The organism is Mucilaginibacter sp. GW822-FHT03E02 (assembly GCF_058801545.1).
In genome coordinates this window covers 3,335,181-3,358,748 of the sequence record NZ_JBXANJ010000001.1, presented here as the reverse complement: position 1 = coordinate 3,358,748, position 23,568 = coordinate 3,335,181, and the positions used below count along the sequence as shown (strand labels likewise).

The following is a 23,568-nucleotide window of genomic DNA, read 5'->3' as shown; positions in this document are numbered from 1 at the left end:
GGGGGGCAAGTTAATCCTTGCTCCATTTTTCGTAACATTGCATAAATTTTTAACCATTTGACCACCTCTACTAAAAAAAAAATTTCCTATCTACTAAAAGCCGGTATAGTATTAGTAGCTGCATGGTTTATTTACAGGCAATTTTCAAAAAAAAGTACCGAGTTACAGGAGTTTGAACTATTAGCATCGCATTTAAGCGTTTCTAAGGTGGTTTTTACGCTGGGCATTGTAGTATTACTCATGTTTTTAAACTGGTTTTTGGAGGCATTAAAATGGCGTTACGTTACCAAAACCCTGATAGCAATTTCCTTATGGGAGGCTGTGGAAGCTGTTTTTTGCGGGCTTACCTGGGCCGTAACCACACCCAACCGGGTGGGCGAGTATGGTGGCCGTGTTATGTTTTTGCCAAACCGAAAAAGGATTCCTGGTGTTTTTGCTATGGGTGTAGGCTCATTTAGCCAGGCATTAATCACCAATGTATTGGGTATCATTTCGTCAGTTTGGTTTGTGCTTAGTTTTATTGATGATAAAAAATGGGCTTATATAACTGTTGTGGCCATTCTGGGCGCATTGGTTTTGCTGCAGCTTATTCTTTACTTCCATATTAAGTGGATGGTATATTTATTTGATAAGATTGCCTTTATCCGTAAATATCATCGTTTTTTTGATGTGTTGAGCCGTTACAAAACCCATGAGCTTCTTAAAACCATGGCCTTTAGCCTGGCAAGGTACGCCACTTTTACATTTCAATATTACCTGGTATTCCAGCTGTTAGTACCGCAAGTATCCATTATTCCTATGCTGCTGGTGCTTATGGTGTTTTTCTTTGTCACGTCAACCCTACCCTCGCTCGATTTATTTGATATCGGGGTGCGCGGTTTTACAGCGGCACACCTGTTTGTATACGTTACCGAGCAAAAATTGGCTGTTATATCCTGTGTTTCGCTCATATGGCTAATAAATTTGTTTATTCCTGCTATTTTAGGTTCTTTATTTGTTTTTAAACTCAAATTCTTTGATCGCAACGCTTAGTATCATTTCGTTACTGTTTACCTTCCTGTACGTGGCGTTAATCATGTATCTGGTAAAAGGATGGTTTAACGTTAAAACCACACAACTTTCGCCTACAAGCTTTAATACCAGGGTTACCGTACTTATTGCCGCCCGTAACGAGGCCCAAAGTATCCATTTAACCATCGGCGACATCCTGGCACAGGATTACCCCAAACACCTGCTGGAAGTTATCATTGTAGATGATCATTCTACAGATAATACCGCCGATATTATTGCAAGCTTTGCCGGCCAGGGTATTACGTTACTTAAGCTTAACGAAGACCGGCCTTTAAACTCTTATAAAAAGAAAGCTATTGCCGAAGCGATAAAACTGTCATCGGGCGAGTTAATGGTAGCTACCGATGCCGACTGCCGCATGGGCAGCCAGTGGCTATCAACCATTGTTGGCCACTACGAAGCTTTTAACCCGGTAATGATATCAGCACCGGTTACATTTTTTGAGGAAAAATCGCTTTTTGAATTGTTGCAAACCCTGGAATTTGCTTATTTAATTGGAATAGGCGCTGCATTTATAGGTAATGGCCGGGCATCAAACTGTAACGGTGCTAACCTGGCCTACCGCAAGGATGTATTTAATGAAGTTGGCGGCTTTACAGGTATTGACGAACTGGCATCGGGCGATGATGAGTTGCTGCTGCAAAAAATTGCCGAACATTTTCCTGGCAAAATAGCTTTCCTCAAACAGTCCGAAGCGGTAGTTTACACCCACGCCAAGCCCAATTTTAAAGAGTTTATGCAGCAAAGGCGGCGCTGGGCATCCAAATCAACAAAATATAAGAATAAAAAGGTAGTGGCATTGGGCTTCGCCTTTTGGGGGTTCAATGTGTTATTGTTGCTCAACTTATTGCTTGGGTTATTCGACGTGTATTTTTTAAAGCTTTTTTTAGCGCAGATACTCCTAAAAATTTTTGTCGAGCTTTTTTATATCATCCCCATTACTTCTTTTTTTAAGCGCAGCTACCTGGTTAGTTTGATTTTATTATTAACACCATTGCATATTGTTTATATTGCTGTAATAGGCGTAATAGGCGGTAACAAACAATACCAGTGGAAAGGTCGCATGGTAAAATAATCCTGTTTTTAATATCAATGTAATTTGTAGCACCGCCAATTGCTTATTGTGCCTATTTAAGCGATATTTAGCCAAACGGAACTATTAACTATTGGCCCAGCTTACCCCCTCAAAACGCACCTGGAACGCATTTAAGCGTAATAAAATTGCCATGGCCGGCCTTGTTTTCATTGCGATAACCTTATTGGTGGCTATTTTGGGGTATTTGATAATGCCCGACAACACCCCGCAAGCCAATAATATGACAATACAGCTAAGTATTAAAAAGCCCGGCGCAAAATTCACGATGCTGCTTATACGCAAAGCCGAGCAGGTGGACACGGTGGGGTTTTTTAGGCGGATGTTTTTTGGGCAGCCCTCATTTTACCGGGAAGTGCCTATTACAGGGTATTACTTCAAACAGGATTCTATCCATGTAAACGAATATATTGGCAATGAGGATAAACCCGACCCCAAAGCCTACAATATTTTTGAAGTGGTAACCGGGATTAAACCACGCTACCATTTCAACAAAGTATTGTTAAGCCCATCTTTCTCCTGCGAAAAAACGGCGGAGATATACAAAAATTTCAGTGATAAAATTAAAGGCGAACAAATAACCACCAAAACTTTTTGGCTGGGTACCGATGTTTACGGGCGCGATTTACTGAGCCGCCTGCTACTGGGTACCCGCATTTCATTGGCAGTTGGGCTCATGTCGGTAATAATCAGCATGTTTTTAGGGGTAACCATTGGTTCCATAGCCGGATATTTTGGCGGTTGGGTTGATGGGGCGTTAAGCTGGGTGATGAATATATTATGGTCGTTACCGGCGTTATTGCTGGTTATTGCTATATCATTTGCCTTGGGCAAGGGGCTTTGGCAAATATTTATTGCAGTAGGCCTATCCATGTGGGTTGAGGTAGCCCGCCTGGTACGCGGCCAGGTAATGAGCCTGAAACAGGTTGAATACGTAGAAGCGGCCCGCGCCCTCGGTTTCAATAACAGACGTATCATTACCAGGCATATTTTACCAAATATTACCGGGCCAATTTTGGTACTGGCCTCCTCAAATTTCGCATCGGCCATTTTGCTGGAGGCCGGGCTTAGTTTCCTGGGTTTTGGTGCACAGCCGCCAATGCCAACATGGGGCGGTATGATTAAAGAGCATTACGGGTACATCGTCATGGATTCGGCTTTCCTGGCCATTATTCCGGGCCTTGCCATTATGCTATTGGTATATGCTTTTAACCTGGTTACGGTTGGCTTGCGCGATGCTTTCGATATAAAATCACAAAGTACGCGCATTTGAAAATATTTTTTTTACTTTAGTCATGCGACTAAAAACAAATGCAATACAAAGACGATAGTTCTGGCGAAGACGAATTAATAAGGCTGTTGCTGAAACGGCAATCCGAGTTGAATTCCTTATTGGAGATCACCAGGGCCATTAATAAGAATACTTCTACCCCAATACTTATACAAATGCTTGAGGTTATCCTGCAAAACTATCTGCAGGTTGGTAAGCTTCGTTTCCTGATAGAAAAGGAAAATAAGTTTGTATGTATCTCTAAATACGGCGGCGAAACAGAGTCGGCGATGGCATTGAGCAGGGCATGTGATAAATTAAAGAAGGTTAAATCGCCTGTGGCGATAGCCGACCACCAGGATATTACCCTGCGTAAATACAATTATTTTATTCCGATATACCACAAAAGTAAGGCCCTGGCTTACGCGCTTATCGGCGATTTTGACACATCGGGCGAGATGTTAAGCAACGATCTTAACTTCATCCAAACCCTGATGAATGTGATCATAGTAGCGCTGGAGAATAAGAAACTATTTAAAGAGCGCTTACAATCAGAACGTTTTCAGCGCGAGATGGAGCTTGCCGTAGAAGTGCAGAATATGCTGATACCGCTGAGGATTCATAAAGATGATGCGGTAGAAGTTGGCGCTAAGTACCTACCCCATCAAAACATAGGAGGCGATTACTTTGATTTTATTCGCCTTAATGAAAACGAATTTTTATGGTGCATTGCCGATGTATCGGGTAAAGGAATATCGGCAGCGCTGCTGATGGCAAATTTTCAGGCCAGCCTGCATGCCTGGGCCGCGGTGGAAGACGACCTGACCAATATTATTGATCGCCTTAATAAAATAGTGCTTAACAATACCAAGGGCGAACGGTTTATTACCCTGTTCCTGGCCCGGTACAACCAAAAGAAACGCAAACTCAATTATATTAATGCCGGCCATAACCCAACCATCCTTTTTGCCGATGGTGAAGCTATTCCGCTAAAATTGGGTACCACGATGATTGGCGTTTTTGAAGAATTGCCTTTTTTAAATGAAGGAGAAGTTGATATTGAACCCGGCAGCCTTATTGTAAATTATACCGATGGTTTGATGGATTTTGAATCAACCAGCAACAAGGTTTGGAATGAAGATAAATTACTTGCTTTTGTAAAAACACACGGACACTTGTCGCCCGATAATTTTAACGACCTTCTGTTAGATCACCTGAGCCTTGGGCATAAAAGCAAGCCGATAGATGATATTACCCTGCTTACGCTTAAGATATTTTAAACACACGAATTTATTGAACACGAATTTCACGAATTGGGTCGAATTGACACGAATCTTAAACAAGGGTCAATTTATATTCACTATTATTTGCGATAATTCGCTTTAATGGGTGGAATTCGTGTATATTAAATTCGTGTGTCTATCTTTGCCATATGTTAGCAGCAAGGTACCAGTTTGAATTGATTGAAGCGGGATGTGATGAGGCAGGCCGTGGCTGCCTTGCCGGGCCGGTGTTTGCAGCGGCAGTTATTCTGCCTCATGATTTTGATCACGACTTACTGAACGACTCCAAGCAGGTATCTGAAGAGATACGGTATCAGCTGCGCACAGTAATTGAAGAACGGGCAATTGCGTATGCGGTTGCATCGGTTGATAATTTTGAGATTGACGAAATCAACATCCTCAATGCCTCTTTCCTCGCCATGCATCGCGCCATCGAAAAATTGCACATTGCGCCGCAGTTTTTAATTATCGACGGCAACCGGTTTAAAAAATACCCAAACGTTCCGCATGAGTGCATCATTAAAGGCGATGGCAAATATTTCAGTATTGCAGCGGCATCAATATTGGCCAAAACCTACCGTGATGATTATATGTTAAAAATTGCTGCCGAACATCCGGAATATGATTGGCATACAAACAAAGGCTATCCAACTATAAAACATCGCGAAACAGTTATGAAAATTGGATTTACGCCATATCATCGTAAAACTTTCAGGGTGAGCGACCCGTAGCTGAGTATTTTTTAAAGATACTTTGGGCATATGTTTTGATAACCACTTTCTGGTTGGTATTTTTGTGACAAACCCATCAATCATTTGAAGATCCTTATTTTAACACATCGTGTCCCATTTCCGCAAAATGGCGGATATGCCATAGTGGTGTGTAATACCATAAAAGGATTAATTACCCTGGGGCATGAAGTGTCGCTGGTGGCGTTAAATGCGCAAAAGTATAGCAGCAGTTATTATGAAAAAGACGAACTGGAAGATAAAATAAACTATAGCTCATTTAAAATCAACATCAACGTATCTATGTTTGATGCTGCCGTGAACCTGTTTCGCAAAAAATCAAACAATGTAGATAGGTATTATGATGCCGAGTTTGAAAAATTGCTTGTCCGGGAGTTAAAGCAAACGGCTTATGACATTATCCAGCTTGAGGGTTTGTTTGTAACGCCCTACCTGGCATCTATCCGCAAAGTATCAAAAGCCAAACTTATTTACCGGTCGCATAATATAGAACACCAGGTTTATGAGCGGCTTGCACACCAAAAAACCGACCTGCTTAAAAGGTGGTATCTGCGTATGGTTGCCCGCCGTATTAAAGATTACGAATTGCAACAGCTTAATAAGTTTGATGCAATTGCTGTATTTACAGCCGAAGATCAAAAAACCGTGCTGTCGTACGGCGCTACTATCCCAGTCGAAATTTTCCCGGTTGGGATAGATCTTACCCGGTACCGGCCCGATTTTAAGAAAACAGAATTCCCCAGCTTGTTTTTCCTTGGTTCGCTGGATTGGCTGCCCAACCGCGAGGGGATAGAATGGTTTATTGATAATTTTTATAAAGACCTGACAGAAGGCGACCTGCGGGTTAAATTTTACGTGGCAGGCCATAACATTCCCGAGCGTTTTGACGATTACGAGGTAATGGGTAAAATATTTATCCAGGGCGAAGTTGACGATGCTTTTGATTTTGTAAACAGCAAAGCCATTATGATTGTTCCGCTTTTATCAAGCGGAGGTATGCGGGTAAAAATTGTGGAGGGGATGGCCATGCAAAAATGTATTATATCAACCGCCTTAGGAGCCGAAGGTATAAACTTTACCAATGGCGCCAACATCATGATAGCCAATGATCGCGCCGAGTTTTACCATGCCATAGAACGGTGTATAGCCGATGAGGAATTTTGCAAAAGTGTGGGTCTTAATGCGCGCAAATTGGTTGAGCAGCAGCATGATGTAAATAAAGTGGCAAAAGATTTGGTTAAGTTTTACAAGAAGCTAAGTAAAACGGATAGTTGAGTCAACACGTTGCCATACAACCACTTTCTTAATTTCCAACCCAGCTTAATTTTCCTCACCAAAATAATTACCTTTGCGGCTGATTGAACTGACCGCATGAAGAATACTGCTTTAACCGATGTACATATAAAAGCCGGTGCCAAAATGGTACCTTTTGCTGGCTACAATATGCCCGTGCAATACGTGGGTATTAACGCCGAACACGAAACCGTACGCAAGGCGGTAGGCGTGTTTGATGTAAGCCACATGGGCGAGTTTATTTTAAAAGGCGATAATGCGCTTGACCTTATCCAACGGGTTACAAGTAACGATGCTGCTAAATTATACGATGGCAAAGTGCAATACTCCTGCCTGCCAAACGAAACCGGTGGCATTGTCGACGATTTGCTGGTTTACCGTATTGACGAGAAAACCTACATGCTGGTAGTTAACGCATCAAATATTGATAAAGACTGGGACTGGATCTCCAAATACAATACCAGGGGCGTTGATATGAAAAACATATCTGACCGTACATCATTACTGGCCATCCAGGGCCCCAAAGCAGCCGAAGCACTACAAAGCCTTACAGATGTTGACTTGGTATCCATGGAATATTATACCTTTAAAAAGGGAAAATTTGCAGGTGTTGACAATGTGCTTATTTCGGCTACCGGTTACACCGGTGCAGGCGGTTTTGAAATTTATTTTGATAACCAATACGCAGAACAAATCTGGGAGGCAATTTTTAAGGCCGGTGAGCCATTCGGCATAAAACCAATTGGTTTAGGCGCCCGTGATACCTTGCGTTTAGAAATGGGTTTTTGCCTTTACGGTAATGATATTGACGATACCACATCGCCATTAGAGGCCGGCCTTGGTTGGGTAACCAAATTCAACAAGGAATTTACCAATGCCGAAGCTTTGCAGCAACAAAAACAAGCCGGCATAAGCAAAAAGCTGGTTGGTTTTGAAATGATAGACCGCGGTATCCCGCGTCATGATTACCCTATTGTTGATGCCGATGGCAATAACATAGGCAAAGTAACATCGGGCACGCAGTCGCCATCGCTACAAAAAGCCATTGGCATGGGTTATGTTGACAATGCTTTCGCTAAAGAAGGTACAGAAATTTTCATCAGCATCCGCGATAATAAAATAAAGGCTAAAATTGTAAAGCCGCCTTTTTACAAATAGGAAGCCCCCTAACCCCCTGAAGGGGGAACAAGAGTCTGCACTCTAAATTTATTGTTAAAACAAATGTCTGAAAGTATCGATAACCAAACTCCCCCTTCAGGGGGCCGGGGGGCACACGTTTGCCTTACGCCGGCTTTGCTGCCACTTTTTAATGTGGAAGAATACATTGTAGTGGTTATTGATATTTTCAGGGCAACATCATCTATATGTTATGGTATTGAAAACGGTGCTGAGGCTATTATCCCGGTATCACAGGTTGAGGAGTGTTCCGCGTATAGAGAGAAAGGGCTGGATTACCTTTTGGCAGCAGAGCGCGACGGGAAAGTAGTTGAGGGTTTTGATTTTGGTAATTCGCCATTTTCATATACCGCCGAAAAAGTTGCCGGTAAAACAGTAGTGCTCACCACCACAAACGGTACCCACGCGCTGCATTTATCGCGTGCATCTAAAAAAATCGTCATCGGCTCGTTTCTGAACCTCACTGCATTAAGCAACTGGCTTAAAACGCAAGACGATAACGTGCTGCTGGTATGTGCGGGGTGGAAAAATAATTTTAACCTGGAGGATACCCTGTTTGCGGGTGCTGTCATCGACCAGTTAAAAACTGTCGGTTATGTTTTGGATGATGCCGCGCTGGCCGCCAATGATTTGTACCAGTTGGGTAAGCATGATATTAACGACTATCTCAAAAAAACATCCCACGGCGAGCGGCTTAAAAAATTAGGTATCCAAAAGGATATCGATTTTTGTTTGCAGGTAGATATTGCAACCGCTATCCCGGTTTTGGATGGGGAGCGGCTGGTGAAGCTGCAGCAATAAAATTAGCAGACTGTTAGTGCGCTTTTATTCGACATCCTTTCCCAATTTTCTTTTTCTGGTCCATCTTTTGAACCACAAAAACCCTATTAGCGCGACAACTAAAACCGGCCACAGTGTTATGATGGTAAAAAACAAGCTTTGTACAATATCCCAGCTTTGGGTTATTGCCTGTTTAAACCGGTAGCTAAAGCCATTTTCGTTATTTGTTCGTTCGCCTTGTTTATTGTAAAACGTGATATCAAGCGAGCTGAAAGCAACCTGGCGTGTCATATAATTTAGCAAATTATAATTGCGCTCCGTGTGGTAATTAATTTGCTGTCGGCAACACGTTCTCTATTTTCAATAAATTGTTTTCAAAAAGAATACCACATCGTTGCCTGGCACTTGTTAACGATATGCTATCAGGATTCAATCAAAAGATAATAACAGTATTCTACTACTGTTCAAAAAGAAACCGTTCGTTTATTACCGGCTTTCTTGGCAGTAGTTTAGCACGGTTAGCGGTCTGGTACACAAACGACGCTATAATGATTGCTGCTTGTTTTAAATCGTCTATTTGCAGGTGGTCGTAATTATCCATGTTTTTGTGATGGGTGCGCGTTTCATAATCAATGGGGTCCTGGATAAATTGGAATCCCGGAATTCCCGCCCAGTCAAACGAAACATGATCAGTTTGCCCGGTGCTGTTAAGTGTTATTGTTGTAGCGCCCAGGTCATGAAGCGGGAGGAGCCATTGTTCGAATATGGGTTTAATCGCGGCATTTTGTTGCGTGTATACGCCCCTAATCTTACCGCTGCCATTATCTAAATTGAAATAGGCTGATACCTTAGCCTGCTCCGGTTTTATTTTCCCGTCGGCGCTCCTGAAATGGTTTTTAGCGTAATTAAATGACCCATAAAGGCCCTGCTCTTCGCCATCCCATAGCGCAATGCGAATGGTGCGTTTTGGCTTAAGATTCAGCGATTTCAATAACCTGACGGCTTCCATCATCACAGCGCAGCCTGCCGCATTATCAGTAGCGCCGGTTGCGGTTGTCCACGAATCGAGATGCCCGCCCAGCATCACAACCTCTGATTTGAGTTGAGGATCTGATCCGGGAATCTCGGCAATAATATTGTTGCCTTCGGTATGCTTCAAATCGAACATAGCTTTGATGTTTAAGTTCAGCGTTACAGCTTGCCCCGATTGGATTATTCTTTTGATTTTCTGCCCATCTTCTAATGCCATGCTGACAGAAGGTAAACCATTGGGTACGGAGAGTTTATAACCATTGTGTCCCTGCACGAATAATGCGCCGTTATTGCTACTTCCGGAAGCATTGATCACGGCGAGTGCCCCGGATTTTTTTAGCAACTGATCTATCTTGTTTAGCAGTTCGTCGAATTTGGCATGCCGTTCTACAAACGCACGGTCTACCATATCGCTCTCCGGCATATTCGCCAGCTCTTCCGCAGTGTAACGCCGGGCGGCCGGTTTAAAAATGGCTTCGGGATCATGTAAGTCTGATACGACCAGGATAAACTTGCGTTTAAATTGATGCAGGTTTTTTCTTAGGTATTCAATATCTATTGAGTGCTGCGGACTAACCAGCACAACCAAGGCTTTTTGCGGCCCATTGGTTGATGAACTCCAGGGATTGGGGTAAGCAATCAGGGGCTGGTAATAGGGGGCATCCATGGCAATGCTGAACGCCTGTAGGTCCCATTTTAGTGTTAACCATGCTTAAATATAAAGCCATTATTATCAAGTGCTTATAAAAAAATATATCTGAAATGTGTTAAGTTATGTTAACCCAGTTAGATGCGTTCGCCCTGGATTTGACTTCGATTTCTTGTTGACCTTTCGATGAAGAGTTTATAATATTCGAGAGCGTATGGTATTAAAGCTCCGCGTTATTCACCTTATTCCTATACAGTCATCCAAAAACTGCCTGATAGTAACAGCCGGAATTGTTACAGTGCTGGTACGGCTCAGTCTGGCAATATTGATACCCATAAAATATCCCCTGTCATCAAATAACGGGCCGCCGCATTCCTGTGGTTTTATTGGGGCGTCGTTAATAAATACGTGGTCAAATCCGTCTCTTCTGAGGCTTTTACCGCCTGCAAACTGTTCGGCGGGATGATTGAACACCTTTTGGGGCGGATACTTTAAAACCACCGCTTTAGTATATTTGTTGCCATCTCTCATAATACCAACTACGGTGGTATCGCCAGCGCGGTATTTTTGCAGGGCTTTGATAAAATCAAGCGGATCTTCTGCCACATGCCCGTCAACAGTTAATACCTGGTCGTCAATTTTTAAACCGGCGGCCTCGGCCGCGCTATTTGGCTGGATATAGGTGAAAACAAGATGATCAGCCTTAATATTGGTAACGGCTCCTATATATCCATAACTGGTTACTTTAGGGAGTTTTGTTAACATGCTTCCCAAAATGCTGACCCGGCCGGACGAGTCTGGTCTTGGCGCTATTAATAACCTGCCCAGATCATTAAAAGTTATGCTATCGGCCTTTAATAAACTGTATTTTATTCCCTTACCTATATTTTGGGCCGGCAGCAGCAATACCAGGTCATTGGCCCGGTTTCTGGCGATTATTGTGGCACCTATGGTTTGGCCATTGGCCAATACAATTGTGGGGTCGTCCCCAACCATCGAGCTTTTGCTCAGCAAAACTGCTTTCCCGGCAAATTGCTTCTTTGTCGCGCCGCCATCTAATAAGAATACCGTGCCCGAAATTAATTGTTGTTTACCATCAACAAGGCTTTTTATTTTTACACAGGTCAACTTTGTCTCCGTGGCGACTTTATTAAAGCCGGAATTTAAATTATCGCCTGAAGGAATGGCACGCAAAGCGACCGTTTCCACATCGCCTGTAAAAGCATCGGTATCTGCCGGTAATGATGTATAATTTTCTGCGCGGCTTAAGGCACTCCAATACTTGCGATAGGTATTAACGGGAACCTCGTAATTAACATCCTCGGGCACTTCAATACCACTGTGTATGCCTATAACACGGCCAAGCAAATCACACAAGGGACCACCCGAATCGCCAGGTTCCATAATACAGGTTGATTCTACAAAACCGTGTTTGTTTTTTAAAACACTGATATGCCCAAATCTTACATCTGGCCTGCGCTGCTCCACGCTTTCGGGATAGGCAATGCTAATGCAGGGTTGGCCAACAGTTAATGACGATGACCAGCCCAACGTCGCGAAAGGCCATGGCCCCTTATCCACAATTTTTAACATGGCCGCATCGGGAAGCATAAACGTGGGTGGTATTGATATGCGACCTAATCCCCTGGCCGTACATTCCTTTCCATCAGGAAACATTACTTTATATGTTTTACCGGGCATTACAACGTGCGCCGCGCTTAAAACATCACCATCTTTGCTCACCACCACACCGCTAAATTGCGCGCTCATCCGGTTACCCGATTCGGCATCAATTTCCCACATCAATACCGATGCGGCGTAGCTTTTGGCAATGGCGCTTGAAATGTACCCTTGTAAGGTTTTTTTAGCCGCAACAGGCTTATGTATCTCAGGCTGCTGTGCGTTTACAGTTATTAACAGGCAAAGCTGCAAAAGCGTTACCGATAAAAATTTATACATATTCATTAGAAGGATTAAAAACCGGTTAAAAAAGGAAGCCGGTAACAAGCCGGCTTCCGGGTAACTAAATTAAACTGATCATTGTGCCCAAAAGGCTTCTTTAAACCTGGCTTGCGGTAAGCTCCAGGGTTTGTTATAACTTATATCCTCCCGTTAGGGGTTAAATTGCTTTGCCAAAAGTTCGTCTACTTGCGCAGCATCAGGGTTTATCAACATCACCTTTCCGTCTTTACCTAAAATGATAGCAAACGGCACTGAATAAATCCCCAATGCATCCATCAATACCGACGCTTCTTTCCCATTTTCGTATTTATCAATAGCCTGTAGCCAGGGCATCGCTTCTTTAAGCATTGCGGTTTTCCAGGCTTTACTATTCTGGTCGATAGATACGCTTAAAATATCAAACCCCTTGTCACTATATTGCTGATAAAGTGCTTTCAGATGCGGGATTGATGCCCGGCATGGCATACACCACGACGCCCAAAAATCAACAAGTACTATTTTACCTTTTAATGTTGCCAGGTTAACGGTTGCCCCATCGGCAGTTTGCAGGCGCAAAACCGGTAGCGGTTTTCCAATTACCAGGTTATCATTTTGTTTGATAACGGTATCGGCCCTGACCATAACATCACCTTGCGCTTCTTTTGCTAAACCAGGCAGGCAAAGCAGTAACAGGCAACCTATAAAGGGCCTACAATAAAAAATAAGTTTAATCATATCACCATTATTTCAACAATTTTCTTTTTTGGCGGGAAACATTTATTGTTATCGCAAACCTGGTAAAACAAGCCACATTTAATAACCATGCCCGGTTTTAATGCCGCTGCATCTACTGCCGTTTTGAAGCTGGCCTTATTTTCCCAAACAAAGATCCCCTCTCCACCTGTGAACGGAATCCCCGCAGAGCTTTGCCATTCGCCGCTTTTAACGCCATCTGGTAGCTCAATACTTGGTTGTGTTACAATAAAAGGGCTATCCTGTGGTACATAAGCGTAAATGTGCCATCCTCTCAATATAGCAGCATCAATTTCTATGTTTCTTTTCCCATCATCGCCAGTTACAATTTGCGCGCTTACGGCAACCGGATCGGCCAGTGTGGGTACCTCGGTGTTTACCAGCTTAATAGCTGTTGAAGGAGCTGGTTTAACGGCCGAGGTTTCGGTTTTGTAGGTATTCACCATAAATTTAAAACCGCCAGACTCGGTATAGTACAGGTTTGGCTTGTTTTTGGTTAACCATGCTTTCCATTCGGCAGCGGTTGCGAACTTTTCTGTAGTATACCGCTCTAAAACTCTTTGCGCAAGGGCAGTGTCGTCGCCTTTCTCCAATAATTGAATGCATTTTTCGAGCAATTCAATTTTACGGTTAGATATGCCAAGTTTTTTGGCATCAACATCTACCTGTAACGAGTATGGGTCGGCCGGATAAAAGTATTCTAAGTTTTCCCTGTAATACTGATGGTAGGCAGTGGTGTTGGTATCAAATTTAGCTACCATATCACTGCCTGTCCAGTCTTTCAAATAATCGGCAAAGCTTTCTACATCATTGGTTACCGGCATGTGCAGCAAACCTTCGTTGCCCCTGCCAATATTCTCACCTTTAGCTTTCCTGCTTCGCAAATCTTCCTGCATTTTAAGCAGGCGGGCGTTGCCTTCCTTGCGGGATATCAAAGCCTTATCGTATAGGTTTTTATCGGTGCGGTAAAGCATTTCATCAACCCATTCCCTGTTCTCTATCTGCACTTTTTTCATGATAGGTTGCTGAAGGTCAAACTTTTTGATATAGCAAACTGCATTCACAAATACATCCTTAGCTTCATCGGTCATGTGATCAGGCGATGCCGAAAACCCCCACATAAAGTAATTACCATGCCTGCCCAAAGCAACCGCTTCGGCATTTTTAAGGCAAACACCACCAGAGATCGATTCGGCATCCGGCGAATCGTTAAAACCTTCGCCATGGGCAACCATACCTATAATGTATTTTTCCTTTGATGTTGGATCGTCTTTGATCACCTTCCACATTGGCATTTCCTTTGGCGTATGAGCGCCCTGAAAACCGTTATAAAAAGAACCGGGCGTAGGCCTGTTTACCAAAGTAAGTTTTACCTTAACCGGTGTATTAAATATGGGGTGATTTGTCTTTATGTTCAGCGCATCATCTTCCAGGCATTGGCAATACCAATCAAACTTTAAGCCTATTGGCATGCCTACGTTTGGAGCCATCTCGTGCATCAGTATCACTGGACGATTGAAACCGGCCGGTAACTTTACCGGGCCGGCATCTATAATGGTAACATCAACCTTGTCAGACATTGCTGCATTGTAGTTCCTTACATCTACTGCTTCAACTTTGCTAAAACGTGTTAGCAAAAAAGCTTTAAAATCGGCCATCCGGGTTTTCCAGGCATCGTCAATAGCTGCCGCCGAGGTGCTGTAATAGTTAATATGCTCTGGCTTGGGTTTTGCAGGATCATAACCAACGTACAACACACTAAGCGACATTTTATCTGCGCCGCCTCTGGTGTTTTTTGCATAAGACATGCCCTGAATAAGCGTCAGCAATAAAGGGATCAGCAAGATCTTTTTCATCGGCGTAATTAATTTTTAAATATTTCGGCAAGCCTGGCGTTCAGCGTTTCGTCGCGCAGGGTGTTGCCTATTATCTTTCCATCTTTATCCAATAAAAAACTTTGCGGCACTGCCCTTACGCCGTACAGCCTGCCTACAGCGTTGTTCCAGCCCTTTAAATCGGACACCTGGATCCACGGCAAACCATCTTTTTTGATGGCGTCAATCCATTTGTCTTTTACATTATCAAGCGACACCGATATAATTTCGAATCCTTTATCTTTATAAAGCTGGTATTGCTTAACCAGGTTGGGGTTGCCCGCGCGGCATGGCGAGCACCAGCTTGCCCAAAATTCAACCAGCACGTATTTACCCTTCAAATCGGCCAGCGAAACGGGTTTGCCTTCAACATTATTCTGTGTAAAAGCAGGTGCCTGTACCCCAATGCCTGTAATGCCGGCCGCCTCAATCCGTTGTTGCAGTTCCTTACCCATATCGGTATTGCGTAAATCGGCGTTCAGGGCATTAAAAACAGGCCCAACCTTTTTTACATCAACATGAGCGCCTGCCGACTCGGACAGTGCCACCAAACCGAAATACGAGTTGGGGTTATTTTTGGCAAACTCAAACTGTTTTTGGTCCCTTTTGGCAATATTGCGACGATACCTGGCATCTACAGCCTTTACAAAGGCGGTATCCTTTTGCTGCTCTGGCGTTGCTGCCGAAAACTCGGCGTTAACCGCTTTGGTAAGCGCCATAATGGTACCTCCTACTTGCGCGTTATACGCCTCAAATTCGTCATAAACCTTTGAGCCGGTTACTTTAGCATTGATTAATGAATCGGCAGAGGTAAATACCATATTTTCTTTACCAAAATAAATGTAAACCACATCGGCCCCCGGCGCATAAATGGCGTGCGGTTTACCTTGACCGGTATGGTCAAAAGACATGCGCGAAGTAACAATGCCACTAACGGTGCCTGTAAACTTAAAACTGCCGTTAGTAACTATGCATGAATCTTCGTGGCTTGCACCGTTGTCCATGTAATCAAGATAAACTTTGGCAGGTTTATCCAGTTTACCTATCTGGCCGCTTACACTAAAATTTGAGTTTTGCGCCATTGCCATAGCCGGCAACAACATGGCAATTGTTAATAATTTGATTTTCATTTTGTATAGTTGGCTTTAATTGAAATTCCGGCCGCTATTGGCAGGATAAGGTATTTTATATTTTGAGGTACATTTTCCATAATAAGATCGGATTGCTTTATTTAATAACAATATCAACAGGCGCACCGGGAATACCGGTTATGGTGTTAACGATGTTACCCATTTTGGAAGTACTTATATCAAGAGTGTAAACAGCGCCGCTTACACCAACTGTTAAAGTGTTATCATTCAAACTTATCTTCATCATAGTTACTGTTTTACCACCCAGGTTGGCATCCAATACCCTTAAATCCTCATTGATGGGATTGTAACGGTAAATTTTATCGTTTGATGAAAAGTAAAAAACATTTAGGCTATTGGCTACCCATAGGGTATTATCGTTAACTAATGAAGCGCCTTTGAAAGCCCTTTTACCTAAACCTTTAAAGGTCCTGTCGTTACCCATGGGGTAGCCAAAGTTTAACTCGGTTATGGTGGTGCCGGTTTTAAAGAACGCATAAGACGAGCCGCCTTCTGTAGCTTTCATAAAAACTAAGTTATCCAGGCCTACATTGGTAGGGTCGAAGCCTTTGTTCAGCGTATCAATTTTATAGCTTGTGCCGGCGTAGGTACCGTCGCCGCCAAAGGAGATAAAGGCTTTTTTAGTAACATCATATCCCAGGAAATAGGAGCCACCGTGGTAAAAATACTTTGCCATATTATAACTGCCGGCCTGCTCATTGGCAAATTTGCCGTAATCATCGGCAAATGGGGCTGTAGATTGTACACCAACATATAACTTGCCGTTAATAACCCCGGTAGGCACGGTGCCCATTTGCACAGGCCCTAAAAATGGCTCCAGGTAGCCGGTAGTTATTGATGCCGGCGGGGTGAAAAACTGCGTCGAAAAATCTGATTTGTACAGCAATGTACTGGCATTAACCACCACGCCGCTTTTGCCGGGCTCGTTACAAAGTATCCAATACTCTTCCTTGGTGTTGGGCTGGTATGGCAACGGCTTTGAGTAATAAAGCTGCACCGCTGTTGTTGGTAATGTTTGTTTATTAAGTGATTGGTAAATATCTGTTAGTACGGTTTTATCCGGCTTAACAAATGATAATTTGGTTACCCCGTTATCATTACTCAGCACAATATTACCGGCCGAAAACTGGGTGGTCCCCGTAATTTTAAACGCGTAGTTGTAAAACAGCCCATTTCGTTTATCGGTAATGGTAAGTTTGCAGGCCCTGTCGCCGGGGCCAAGGTTATAAACCGTTTTAAGCGGGTAACCTTTGTAAGCCACCTCGGTTAATAGTTCCTGTACAGTGATATGCCATTCAAAATCCAAATCCTTCAAAGGGTCGGCGCCGGCAAGGGTTACCGTGGGCTTAATGGTCAGGGTATCGCCTACTAAAGCGGCAAAGGTTTTGTTGGCTATCCCGGTAACTACGGGCTCAGATGGTGGCGAATAATTATAGTTGCCCAGGTCCTTTTTGCAGGATGTATAAATAGCTGCAACTAAAGCCAGTACGTATATTATTTTAAATTTCATGATCGTTTTATTTAATTTATAGTGATCTGGTTGCCGTTTTCGTCTACAAAGAAGTAATTATCAACCTGTTTATAATACCTGAGATAGAACTTTTTGTCAGGCGAGGAAGAGCTGTAAAAATCATAATCCTTACTGCCATCTGTGCGTTTAGTTAAAACATAGCCTTTTTCGGTATGGCGGGTAACCCATGCAAACGGATCGTTTATAAATGTGCGGGTATTATCAATGTAATAAAGCGTTCTGGGAATCTGCAGGTAAGCGTTTGGTTTAGACATATCAACCAAATCAATCGTGCCGGACGAGATCAGGAAAAGTTGGTGCTTAACCCGGCTGTAATCGCCCAATTGGCCCTGCCAGTATATCCACCAGCTGGGTTTTTCTAAACGTGCCGAGTAATAAACAGATTTTGACCGGAGCGCCAAGGGCAGCGACGAATTAAAATCGGCACCACCAGATACGCGCAACGCCAGGTTTACAGAACTGTTGGCCAGCGCCGGATCGGTATTTTTTATAATTACCGGTACACGCGTGGTGCCCGAATCGGCAGGCATTACGTAAAAAGGCTTTAGTGCTTCATAATGAACGCCAACCCTGGCTGTAGTAGTGGAATCTACCACGCTTAGTACAAACTGACGGCTATGGTTAACCCTTATGCCCGAAATGATAACCGGTACCCAAACGGTATCTTTTGATAGTGTTGGGTTGTAAGCAAATGAATAAGTTAACGCCGAAGTGTCCTGGTTGCCATCTTTATCCTTGTAATTCAAATAAACGTTATCCTTTGAATTATATACCAGCTTAGCATCCTTTTTACATCCAAAAAGTATGGTGGCAGCAAGTAAAACGTAAAATATATTTCTTTTCATAGTCTATATCGTTTTCAATATTATGTGTTGTTTAAACTGTAGCCGGCCGGGCAACTGAATGCCCAGTTGGCTTTTAAAATCAATGATTATAGGTTAACTCATCATCGGGTACAGGAAACACGAATATGTTGTTAGACGCCGGATAGACAAGACCGCTTGGTGCGATGATATCCAGATTTAAGCGTTTGTACATAAAAAATATCTGGCTTTCTCCGTAAAACTCCTTGCGGCACTCCTTCACTAACTCAGTGATAAAATTTGTTTTGTTTAACGTTGTAGGCAGTAAATCAATAATACCACGGTGCGTGCGTACGGTATTTAAATAACCAATAGCTTTTGCCGGGTCGGTATCATAGGTAGCCTCTGCTGCTATGTAGTACATTTCTGTTAGCCGCAGCGCCGGCGCGATAAGCGGATGCAGGTTAATAAGCGGCGTGGTGTTGGTAGTGTATTTTATTAGATAGCTGCGGTTTGGTGTTACATCCGTAGCTGTTAAAAACCATTGCCTGTAACGCCAGTCTTCGGCGCCAATTGTGCTTTTTTCGTAAATATTATCTAACTGTAAGGGTGTTGGCTGGTACGGCGCTACATTGGGGTTTGTAAACAGAGCCACCATCATGTTAACCTCGTCTGTTGTTTGGATATACCAGCCAAAGGTAAGCTCGGGATAAAAAACCTTATCTCTTTGCTGCGCACTGGTATTAAAGGCATCCTCCTGCGCCGTCCATGGAAATTTGTTGGCGGTTATTACATCGGTGGCGTTGCTAAGGGCGTTAGGTAAATCACCTTTGTACAGGTAAACCCTGGCCAGTTCGGCACAAACCGCGTAATAATTGAGCCTATGCCTTCTGTTTTGCAAAAACAAAGTATTGCTGCTTGTCTCCGTTTGCCTGGTTCCATTAAATCCGTTCGGGTAAGTTTTGTTAGGGTAGCCAACTACGTAACCGGCAGAAATAATTGGATCGGTGCTGCTTAACAATGTACGGGCGTTACGTAAGTCAATAATGGCCATATTAAGCGCATCCTGTACAGATGAAAACGGTGTGCTTTTGATACCAACCGTTGTTACATACGGGATACCCCTGCCGGCCGGGTTGTACTTATAGGAGTTGGCAAACATCCTCAACAAATCAAAATGAAGATATGCGCGTAAGGCTAACGCCTCGCCTTTAATTATGCCGTAGTTATTACCTGAGAAAATTGCCTTTTGCTTATCTACCTGTTCCAATATCTCATTACAGTTGCCTATAGCACTATATGCGGCCGTCCATATAGTGCTGTTTTTATCCTTTAAAACATCCTCCTTATATTTAAAAGAGGCTATTTTCTGATAATTGACATCGCTAAACGTGTAGTTTTGCGCCATAATATCAAGGTTGCTAACAGTTAAATTACCACCATATAAATTGCCGCCAGCGCAAGCGGTATAAACACCGTTAAGGGCTTCCTGGAAACCCGTTTCGGTGCTAAACAACTGTTCTTTGGTAACATCAGACTCTGGCTGCACATCAAGAAACTTTTTACATGATGTAAATACCAGCAATGGAATTATAAATATTAAATATCTTTTCATGTTTGTGTTTTTAAAATGAGCCCTGTATTGAAACTGTTAAACTCCTGGCAAACGGGTAGTTGATACCCCGTTCTATTTCGATAGTAGATGCCCTGAAAATGTCATTGGCGGTTGCAGAAAACCTTAAGTTTTGCAAACCAAACCTATGAATGGACTTAGGGTTAAAATCATACGAGAGGTAAAGCGATTGCAGCTCGACCAAATTATCTTTTTGTACAAAGCGCGATGATACGTAGGTATCGCTCAGGTCGGCAATATTTTTAAAGAAAGTGTGGTCGCCAGGCTGTTTCCACCTTTGTTCCAACACGCGGCTATCTACGTTAAAGCGGGGATCGGCATTCTCAACCCTGTCAATAAGGGTTTGGTTAAACGATTGGCCTCCAAAACGGTAGTGGAAGCTAAAGCTTAGCATAAACCTTTTGTAGGTTACGGTACTACCAAAAAAGCCTTCGGCCTTTGGCGTGGTGTTACCTACATCCTGGATGTCTTTTACATCCCAGGTGTAAGTTAGGGTCCCATCCTTTTTTACCAGTATCTCTTTACCGTTCTCAGGGTCGATACCTAATGATTTTACGGCGTATATGGTATTTAACGATTTACCTTCTACATAGCGGGTTAGCGGGGTTGAGAAAGCGTTATTATCGGTATTGGTTTGAAAATTATCAATATTGCTATTAAATGCCTTCAATGCATCCGAGATATGAACAATCTGGTTTACATTATGGGCCAGATTACCGGTAACGTTAACATTCCAGTCTTTAGCACGAAAAACGTTGGCCACTAAGTAAAGTTCATAGCCCTTGTTTGACATATCGCCCAGGTTATCTTTATAGGTTGAAAACCCTGTTGATGGCGCAAGGTTAATATCGGTGATAAGGCCCTTGGTTAATTTATAGTAATACCTGGGAGATATCACTACCCTGTCCTTAAACAAGCCCAGATCCACACCTACATCGTAGGTTTTTGTTTTTTGCCATTCCAGGTTGCTGTTGCCATAACCCATTATTGTGGCGCCAATACCTGTAGAATACCAGTTTGACGTTTGATACCCGTAAATTGACCTTGATTGGTAAGCCGGGAAACTGATTGAACCCAGCGTAGCTATGCTTCCTTTTAACCTTAACTGGCTAATAACATCAGATCCTTTCAGAAACTCCTCCTGGTGAGCGTTCCAGCCTGCACCTACCGACCAGAAGGGAGCAAACCGTTTATCGGCACCAAATGCCGAAGAACCATCAACCCTTGCAGATACATCCAGCAGGTACCGGTTTTTGTAAGAATAGTTACCGGAGAAAAAGGTGCCCGCGGTACGTGATTTGATTACATTGCCGCCTGGCCCTGAATTTTCTTTATAAATGCGGGCAAAGCCAATGTTGCTAAACCTGTCATTAGAGAAGCCTTCGGCCGAGAATGATTTGGCATCAGACTTAGCGGCTATAATATTGGCGCCTAATACAAGGTTAAAAAAATGATCGCCCATTTGCCTGTTATAGTTGATGGTTGCGCTTCCATCCAGGTTAAGGTTACTATTGTTGGCATAATCATAAGTTCCGCGGTTGTTCAGCTTATCTGTCGGCGTGTTATAAAACACACTGCTTAGGGGCGAAACATAATGATCGGCAGATGAACTGGTTTTGTTTACACTCATCAAAGCTTTAAACCTAAGGCCTGTTGTTATTTTATAATCGGCAGAGAATGATTCAAGGATCTCGGTATAGGCCGATTTATCAAAGCTGCTCAGGCTTGCTTCATATAACGGGTTAAATACGTTTTCGGTAATGTACTGGTCGCTCCCCTGCCTGCCTGTGTTTATGCGCCAATTGGCCAGTTCCTGCAATAACGCACCTGTGCTATCCCGCATCGGGAAGTAAGGGTTTGCATTTACATAGGTAGCAAAATTGCCATAGGGCGAATTAGCCTGGTTAACCTGGGTAATGGTAAGGTCGTTCCTGATAATCAATCTTGAATTGGGGTTATAGGTAAAATCAACTCCCCCGCTGTACCTGGTATTGTCAGACCCTTTCATTACACCAGGCTGCGTTTGATAGCGCAAATCTATCCCGTACCTGAAAGACTGATCGCCACCTTGCGCATAAACGGTGTGCTTTTGCTGGTAGGCGTTTCTGAGCGGTTGCGATAACCAATAAGTATTAACACCACTGGCCACATTTTTTAAACGGGTAAACAACTGCGCGTCAAGATCGGCTTGTTTGGTATCGCCGCTACTTGAGGTTGATGTGCTGTAAAGGCCTACTAACTGCTCATAATCAATCTTTTGTTTAGCGTTAAGTACATGATAATCTGACAGATCGGGCCCGTTAAAAGTTAACTGGTAATTATAAGAAAGCTGAAGTTTGCCGGCTATGGGGGCCTTGGTAGTGATAACCATTACACCGTTGGCGGCCCTTGAACCATAAACCGCTGTCGCGGCACCATCTTTTAGTAAGGTAACAGATTCTATCCTGTTTACGTCCAGGTCCACTACTTTTTGGAGCGACACCTCAAAACCATCTAATATAAAGGCTGGCAGGTTGTAGTTGCTGGATAAGTTGTTGCGGTTAAGGATGTCGTCATTAATAGATGGGATGGCAGTTGCCCCGCGCACATTTATTTTAGGAAGCTTGTTAGGATCAGATCCCGTTAGGTTATCATCCAAAACCTTAAAAGAAGGATCAAAAGACTGGATACTTTTGATCAAGTTTTGAGGGTTGTTACGAATCAGATCGGCGCCGCTGATGGTAATGGCGTTACCTGTATAGTTATCTTTTTTAATTACCTGGTAGCCAGTAACTACAACATCTTTAATGTTATTGATATCAGGTAAAAGCTTTACTGTAATTACGGCAGCCCCGGTAACTTTAACTTCTGTTGATTTATAGCCAATGAAAGTAAAAACCAGCGTTTGGCCAGGGTCTGCAGTTACACTAAACTCGCCCTTGCCGTTACTTTGCCCGATGATGCCTTTGCTGCCCTTTAAAGAGATGTTTACACCAGGCACGGTAGCCTTGCTTACCGAGTCTACAACCTGGCCGCTTATCTGGACTTTGTTGATGATATTATCGGGTTTTTCTTCGGCGACTTTGTTTTGAATAACAATTGTTTTATCAACAATGGTAAAACTAAGACCGTTATCTTTAAGACAGATGCTAAGGGCTTCGGCCAGGGATACGTTTTTAACGTCTACATTGGCTGTTTTACCTTTGATATTTACTTTTTCGTTATAAAAAAACAAATAACCGGTTTGTTGCTTTATCTCCTTAAAAACCGTTTCAAGGCTTTTATTTTTGCCATACAGACTTACTGTTTGAGCATAACTTGCCGCGGATACATGCATTACGCCAACAAGTAACATGATAGTAATGAGTTTCAATACTAAAAGGAATTTGCACTTTACGTTCCGTATTGCGCATACGGGGTTGTAAAGAAAAGTTAATTTCATATTTTTGATTAAATGGGGTTAAATAAATGCAGCTTCTGGCTTGAACAATCTGATGCTGCTGACCT

At 43.1% G+C, this 23,568-nt stretch carries 18 protein-coding genes; 8 read left to right on the top strand and 10 right to left on the bottom strand.

Annotated features, from left to right (window positions below):
• Positions 1–57: 57 nt before the first annotated feature.
• The 8 genes from AC1RM2_RS13845 (at position 58) to AC1RM2_RS13810 (ending at position 8,736) form a co-directional block, all read left to right on the top strand.
• On the top strand, positions 58–1,032 hold the full coding sequence (locus tag AC1RM2_RS13845; protein WP_492985664.1) for a hypothetical protein: 975 nt from the start codon (positions 58–60) through the stop codon (positions 1,030–1,032).
• Positions 1,016–2,146, top strand: coding sequence for a glycosyltransferase family 2 protein (locus tag AC1RM2_RS13840; protein WP_492985662.1), 1,131 nt, complete (start codon positions 1,016–1,018; stop codon positions 2,144–2,146). The genes AC1RM2_RS13845 and AC1RM2_RS13840 overlap by 17 nt, the downstream gene beginning before the upstream one ends.
• A 91-nt stretch (positions 2,147–2,237) precedes the next feature.
• On the top strand, positions 2,238–3,437 hold the full coding sequence (locus tag AC1RM2_RS13835) for an ABC transporter permease (RefSeq protein WP_492985661.1): 1,200 nt from the start codon (positions 2,238–2,240) through the stop codon (positions 3,435–3,437).
• A gap of 38 nt (positions 3,438–3,475) precedes the next feature.
• On the top strand, positions 3,476–4,714 hold the full coding sequence (locus AC1RM2_RS13830; RefSeq protein WP_147054692.1) for a PP2C family protein-serine/threonine phosphatase: 1,239 nt from the start codon (positions 3,476–3,478) through the stop codon (positions 4,712–4,714).
• Positions 4,715–4,866: 152 nt separating this feature from the next.
• Positions 4,867–5,448 carry a ribonuclease HII gene (gene rnhB, locus AC1RM2_RS13825; protein WP_492985660.1) on the top strand — a complete coding sequence of 194 codons (582 nt, stop codon included), beginning with the start codon at positions 4,867–4,869 and terminating at the stop codon, positions 5,446–5,448.
• 84 nt (positions 5,449–5,532) lie between these two features.
• A complete protein-coding gene (locus AC1RM2_RS13820) occupies positions 5,533–6,741 on the top strand; it encodes a glycosyltransferase family 4 protein (protein WP_492985659.1) in 1,209 nt (402 codons plus the stop codon).
• 96 nt (positions 6,742–6,837) lie between these two features.
• Positions 6,838–7,917, top strand: coding sequence for a glycine cleavage system aminomethyltransferase GcvT (gene gcvT / locus AC1RM2_RS13815; RefSeq protein WP_492985657.1), 1,080 nt, complete (start codon positions 6,838–6,840; stop codon positions 7,915–7,917).
• A 63-nt stretch (positions 7,918–7,980) separates the two neighbouring features.
• Entirely contained in the window at positions 7,981–8,736 is a 756-nt protein-coding gene (locus AC1RM2_RS13810) for a 2-phosphosulfolactate phosphatase (RefSeq protein WP_492985656.1), read from the top strand.
• Positions 8,737–8,760: 24 nt separating this feature from the next.
• Here AC1RM2_RS13810 and AC1RM2_RS13805 read toward each other — a convergent pair whose 3' ends face one another.
• From AC1RM2_RS13805 to AC1RM2_RS13760, 10 genes are all read right to left on the bottom strand, one after another.
• Positions 8,761–9,006: a DUF4349 domain-containing protein gene (locus AC1RM2_RS13805; RefSeq protein WP_492985655.1), complete on the bottom strand. Its 246-nt coding sequence runs from the start codon at positions 9,004–9,006 to the stop codon at positions 8,761–8,763.
• Positions 9,007–9,172: 166 nt separating this feature from the next.
• Positions 9,173–10,414, bottom strand: a complete 1,242-nt coding sequence (locus AC1RM2_RS13800) for a M20/M25/M40 family metallo-hydrolase (RefSeq protein ID WP_492985653.1) — start codon at positions 10,412–10,414, stop codon at positions 9,173–9,175.
• A 219-nt stretch (positions 10,415–10,633) separates the two neighbouring features.
• Positions 10,634–12,355 (bottom strand): S1C family serine protease, encoded by a 1,722-nt coding sequence (locus AC1RM2_RS13795; protein WP_492985652.1) that lies wholly within the window; start codon positions 12,353–12,355, stop codon positions 10,634–10,636.
• A gap of 153 nt (positions 12,356–12,508) precedes the next feature.
• Positions 12,509–13,072 carry a TlpA family protein disulfide reductase gene (locus tag AC1RM2_RS13790; RefSeq protein ID WP_492985650.1) on the bottom strand — a complete coding sequence of 188 codons (564 nt, stop codon included), beginning with the start codon at positions 13,070–13,072 and terminating at the stop codon, positions 12,509–12,511.
• Positions 13,069–14,946 carry a protein-disulfide reductase DsbD domain-containing protein gene (locus AC1RM2_RS13785; protein WP_492985649.1) on the bottom strand — a complete coding sequence of 626 codons (1,878 nt, stop codon included), beginning with the start codon at positions 14,944–14,946 and terminating at the stop codon, positions 13,069–13,071. The genes AC1RM2_RS13790 and AC1RM2_RS13785 overlap by 4 nt, the downstream gene beginning before the upstream one ends.
• A gap of 8 nt (positions 14,947–14,954) precedes the next feature.
• A complete protein-coding gene (locus AC1RM2_RS13780; protein ID WP_492985647.1) occupies positions 14,955–16,094 on the bottom strand; it encodes a redoxin domain-containing protein in 1,140 nt (379 codons plus the stop codon).
• A gap of 97 nt (positions 16,095–16,191) precedes the next feature.
• Positions 16,192–17,625 (bottom strand): PKD-like family lipoprotein, encoded by a 1,434-nt coding sequence (locus AC1RM2_RS13775; RefSeq protein ID WP_492985645.1) that lies wholly within the window; start codon positions 17,623–17,625, stop codon positions 16,192–16,194.
• Between the two features lie 11 nt (positions 17,626–17,636).
• Positions 17,637–18,491, bottom strand: coding sequence for a DUF4843 domain-containing protein (locus AC1RM2_RS13770; RefSeq protein ID WP_492985644.1), 855 nt, complete (start codon positions 18,489–18,491; stop codon positions 17,637–17,639).
• 79 nt (positions 18,492–18,570) lie between these two features.
• Positions 18,571–20,064 carry a RagB/SusD family nutrient uptake outer membrane protein gene (locus AC1RM2_RS13765; protein WP_492985643.1) on the bottom strand — a complete coding sequence of 498 codons (1,494 nt, stop codon included), beginning with the start codon at positions 20,062–20,064 and terminating at the stop codon, positions 18,571–18,573.
• A 10-nt stretch (positions 20,065–20,074) separates the two neighbouring features.
• Positions 20,075–23,503 carry a SusC/RagA family TonB-linked outer membrane protein gene (locus AC1RM2_RS13760; protein WP_492985641.1) on the bottom strand — a complete coding sequence of 1,143 codons (3,429 nt, stop codon included), beginning with the start codon at positions 23,501–23,503 and terminating at the stop codon, positions 20,075–20,077.
• Between the last annotated feature and the right edge of the window lie 65 nt (positions 23,504–23,568).

What these genes read in the sequence shown, in the direction of transcription:
- AC1RM2_RS13785 (WP_492985649.1), bottom strand. Translation starts at nt 14,946, where the DNA reads ATGAAAAAGATCTTGCTGATCCCTTTATTGCTGACGCTTATTCAGGGC.
- AC1RM2_RS13795 (WP_492985652.1), bottom strand. Translation starts at nt 12,355, where the DNA reads ATGTATAAATTTTTATCGGTAACGCTTTTGCAGCTTTGCCTGTTAATA.
- AC1RM2_RS13775 (WP_492985645.1), bottom strand. Translation starts at nt 17,625, where the DNA reads ATGAAATTTAAAATAATATACGTACTGGCTTTAGTTGCAGCTATTTAT.
- AC1RM2_RS13760 (WP_492985641.1), bottom strand. Translation starts at nt 23,503, where the DNA reads ATGAAATTAACTTTTCTTTACAACCCCGTATGCGCAATACGGAACGTA.
- AC1RM2_RS13810 (WP_492985656.1), top strand. Translation starts at nt 7,981, where the DNA reads ATGTCTGAAAGTATCGATAACCAAACTCCCCCTTCAGGGGGCCGGGGG.
- gcvT (WP_492985657.1), top strand. Translation starts at nt 6,838, where the DNA reads ATGAAGAATACTGCTTTAACCGATGTACATATAAAAGCCGGTGCCAAA.
- AC1RM2_RS13780 (WP_492985647.1), bottom strand. Translation starts at nt 16,094, where the DNA reads ATGAAAATCAAATTATTAACAATTGCCATGTTGTTGCCGGCTATGGCA.
- AC1RM2_RS13805 (WP_492985655.1), bottom strand. Translation starts at nt 9,006, where the DNA reads ATGACACGCCAGGTTGCTTTCAGCTCGCTTGATATCACGTTTTACAAT.
- rnhB (WP_492985660.1), top strand. Translation starts at nt 4,867, where the DNA reads ATGTTAGCAGCAAGGTACCAGTTTGAATTGATTGAAGCGGGATGTGAT.
- AC1RM2_RS13770 (WP_492985644.1), bottom strand. Translation starts at nt 18,491, where the DNA reads ATGAAAAGAAATATATTTTACGTTTTACTTGCTGCCACCATACTTTTT.
- AC1RM2_RS13790 (WP_492985650.1), bottom strand. Translation starts at nt 13,072, where the DNA reads ATGATTAAACTTATTTTTTATTGTAGGCCCTTTATAGGTTGCCTGTTA.
- AC1RM2_RS13765 (WP_492985643.1), bottom strand. Translation starts at nt 20,064, where the DNA reads ATGAAAAGATATTTAATATTTATAATTCCATTGCTGGTATTTACATCA.
- AC1RM2_RS13800 (WP_492985653.1), bottom strand. Translation starts at nt 10,414, where the DNA reads ATGGATGCCCCCTATTACCAGCCCCTGATTGCTTACCCCAATCCCTGG.
- AC1RM2_RS13830 (WP_147054692.1), top strand. Translation starts at nt 3,476, where the DNA reads ATGCAATACAAAGACGATAGTTCTGGCGAAGACGAATTAATAAGGCTG.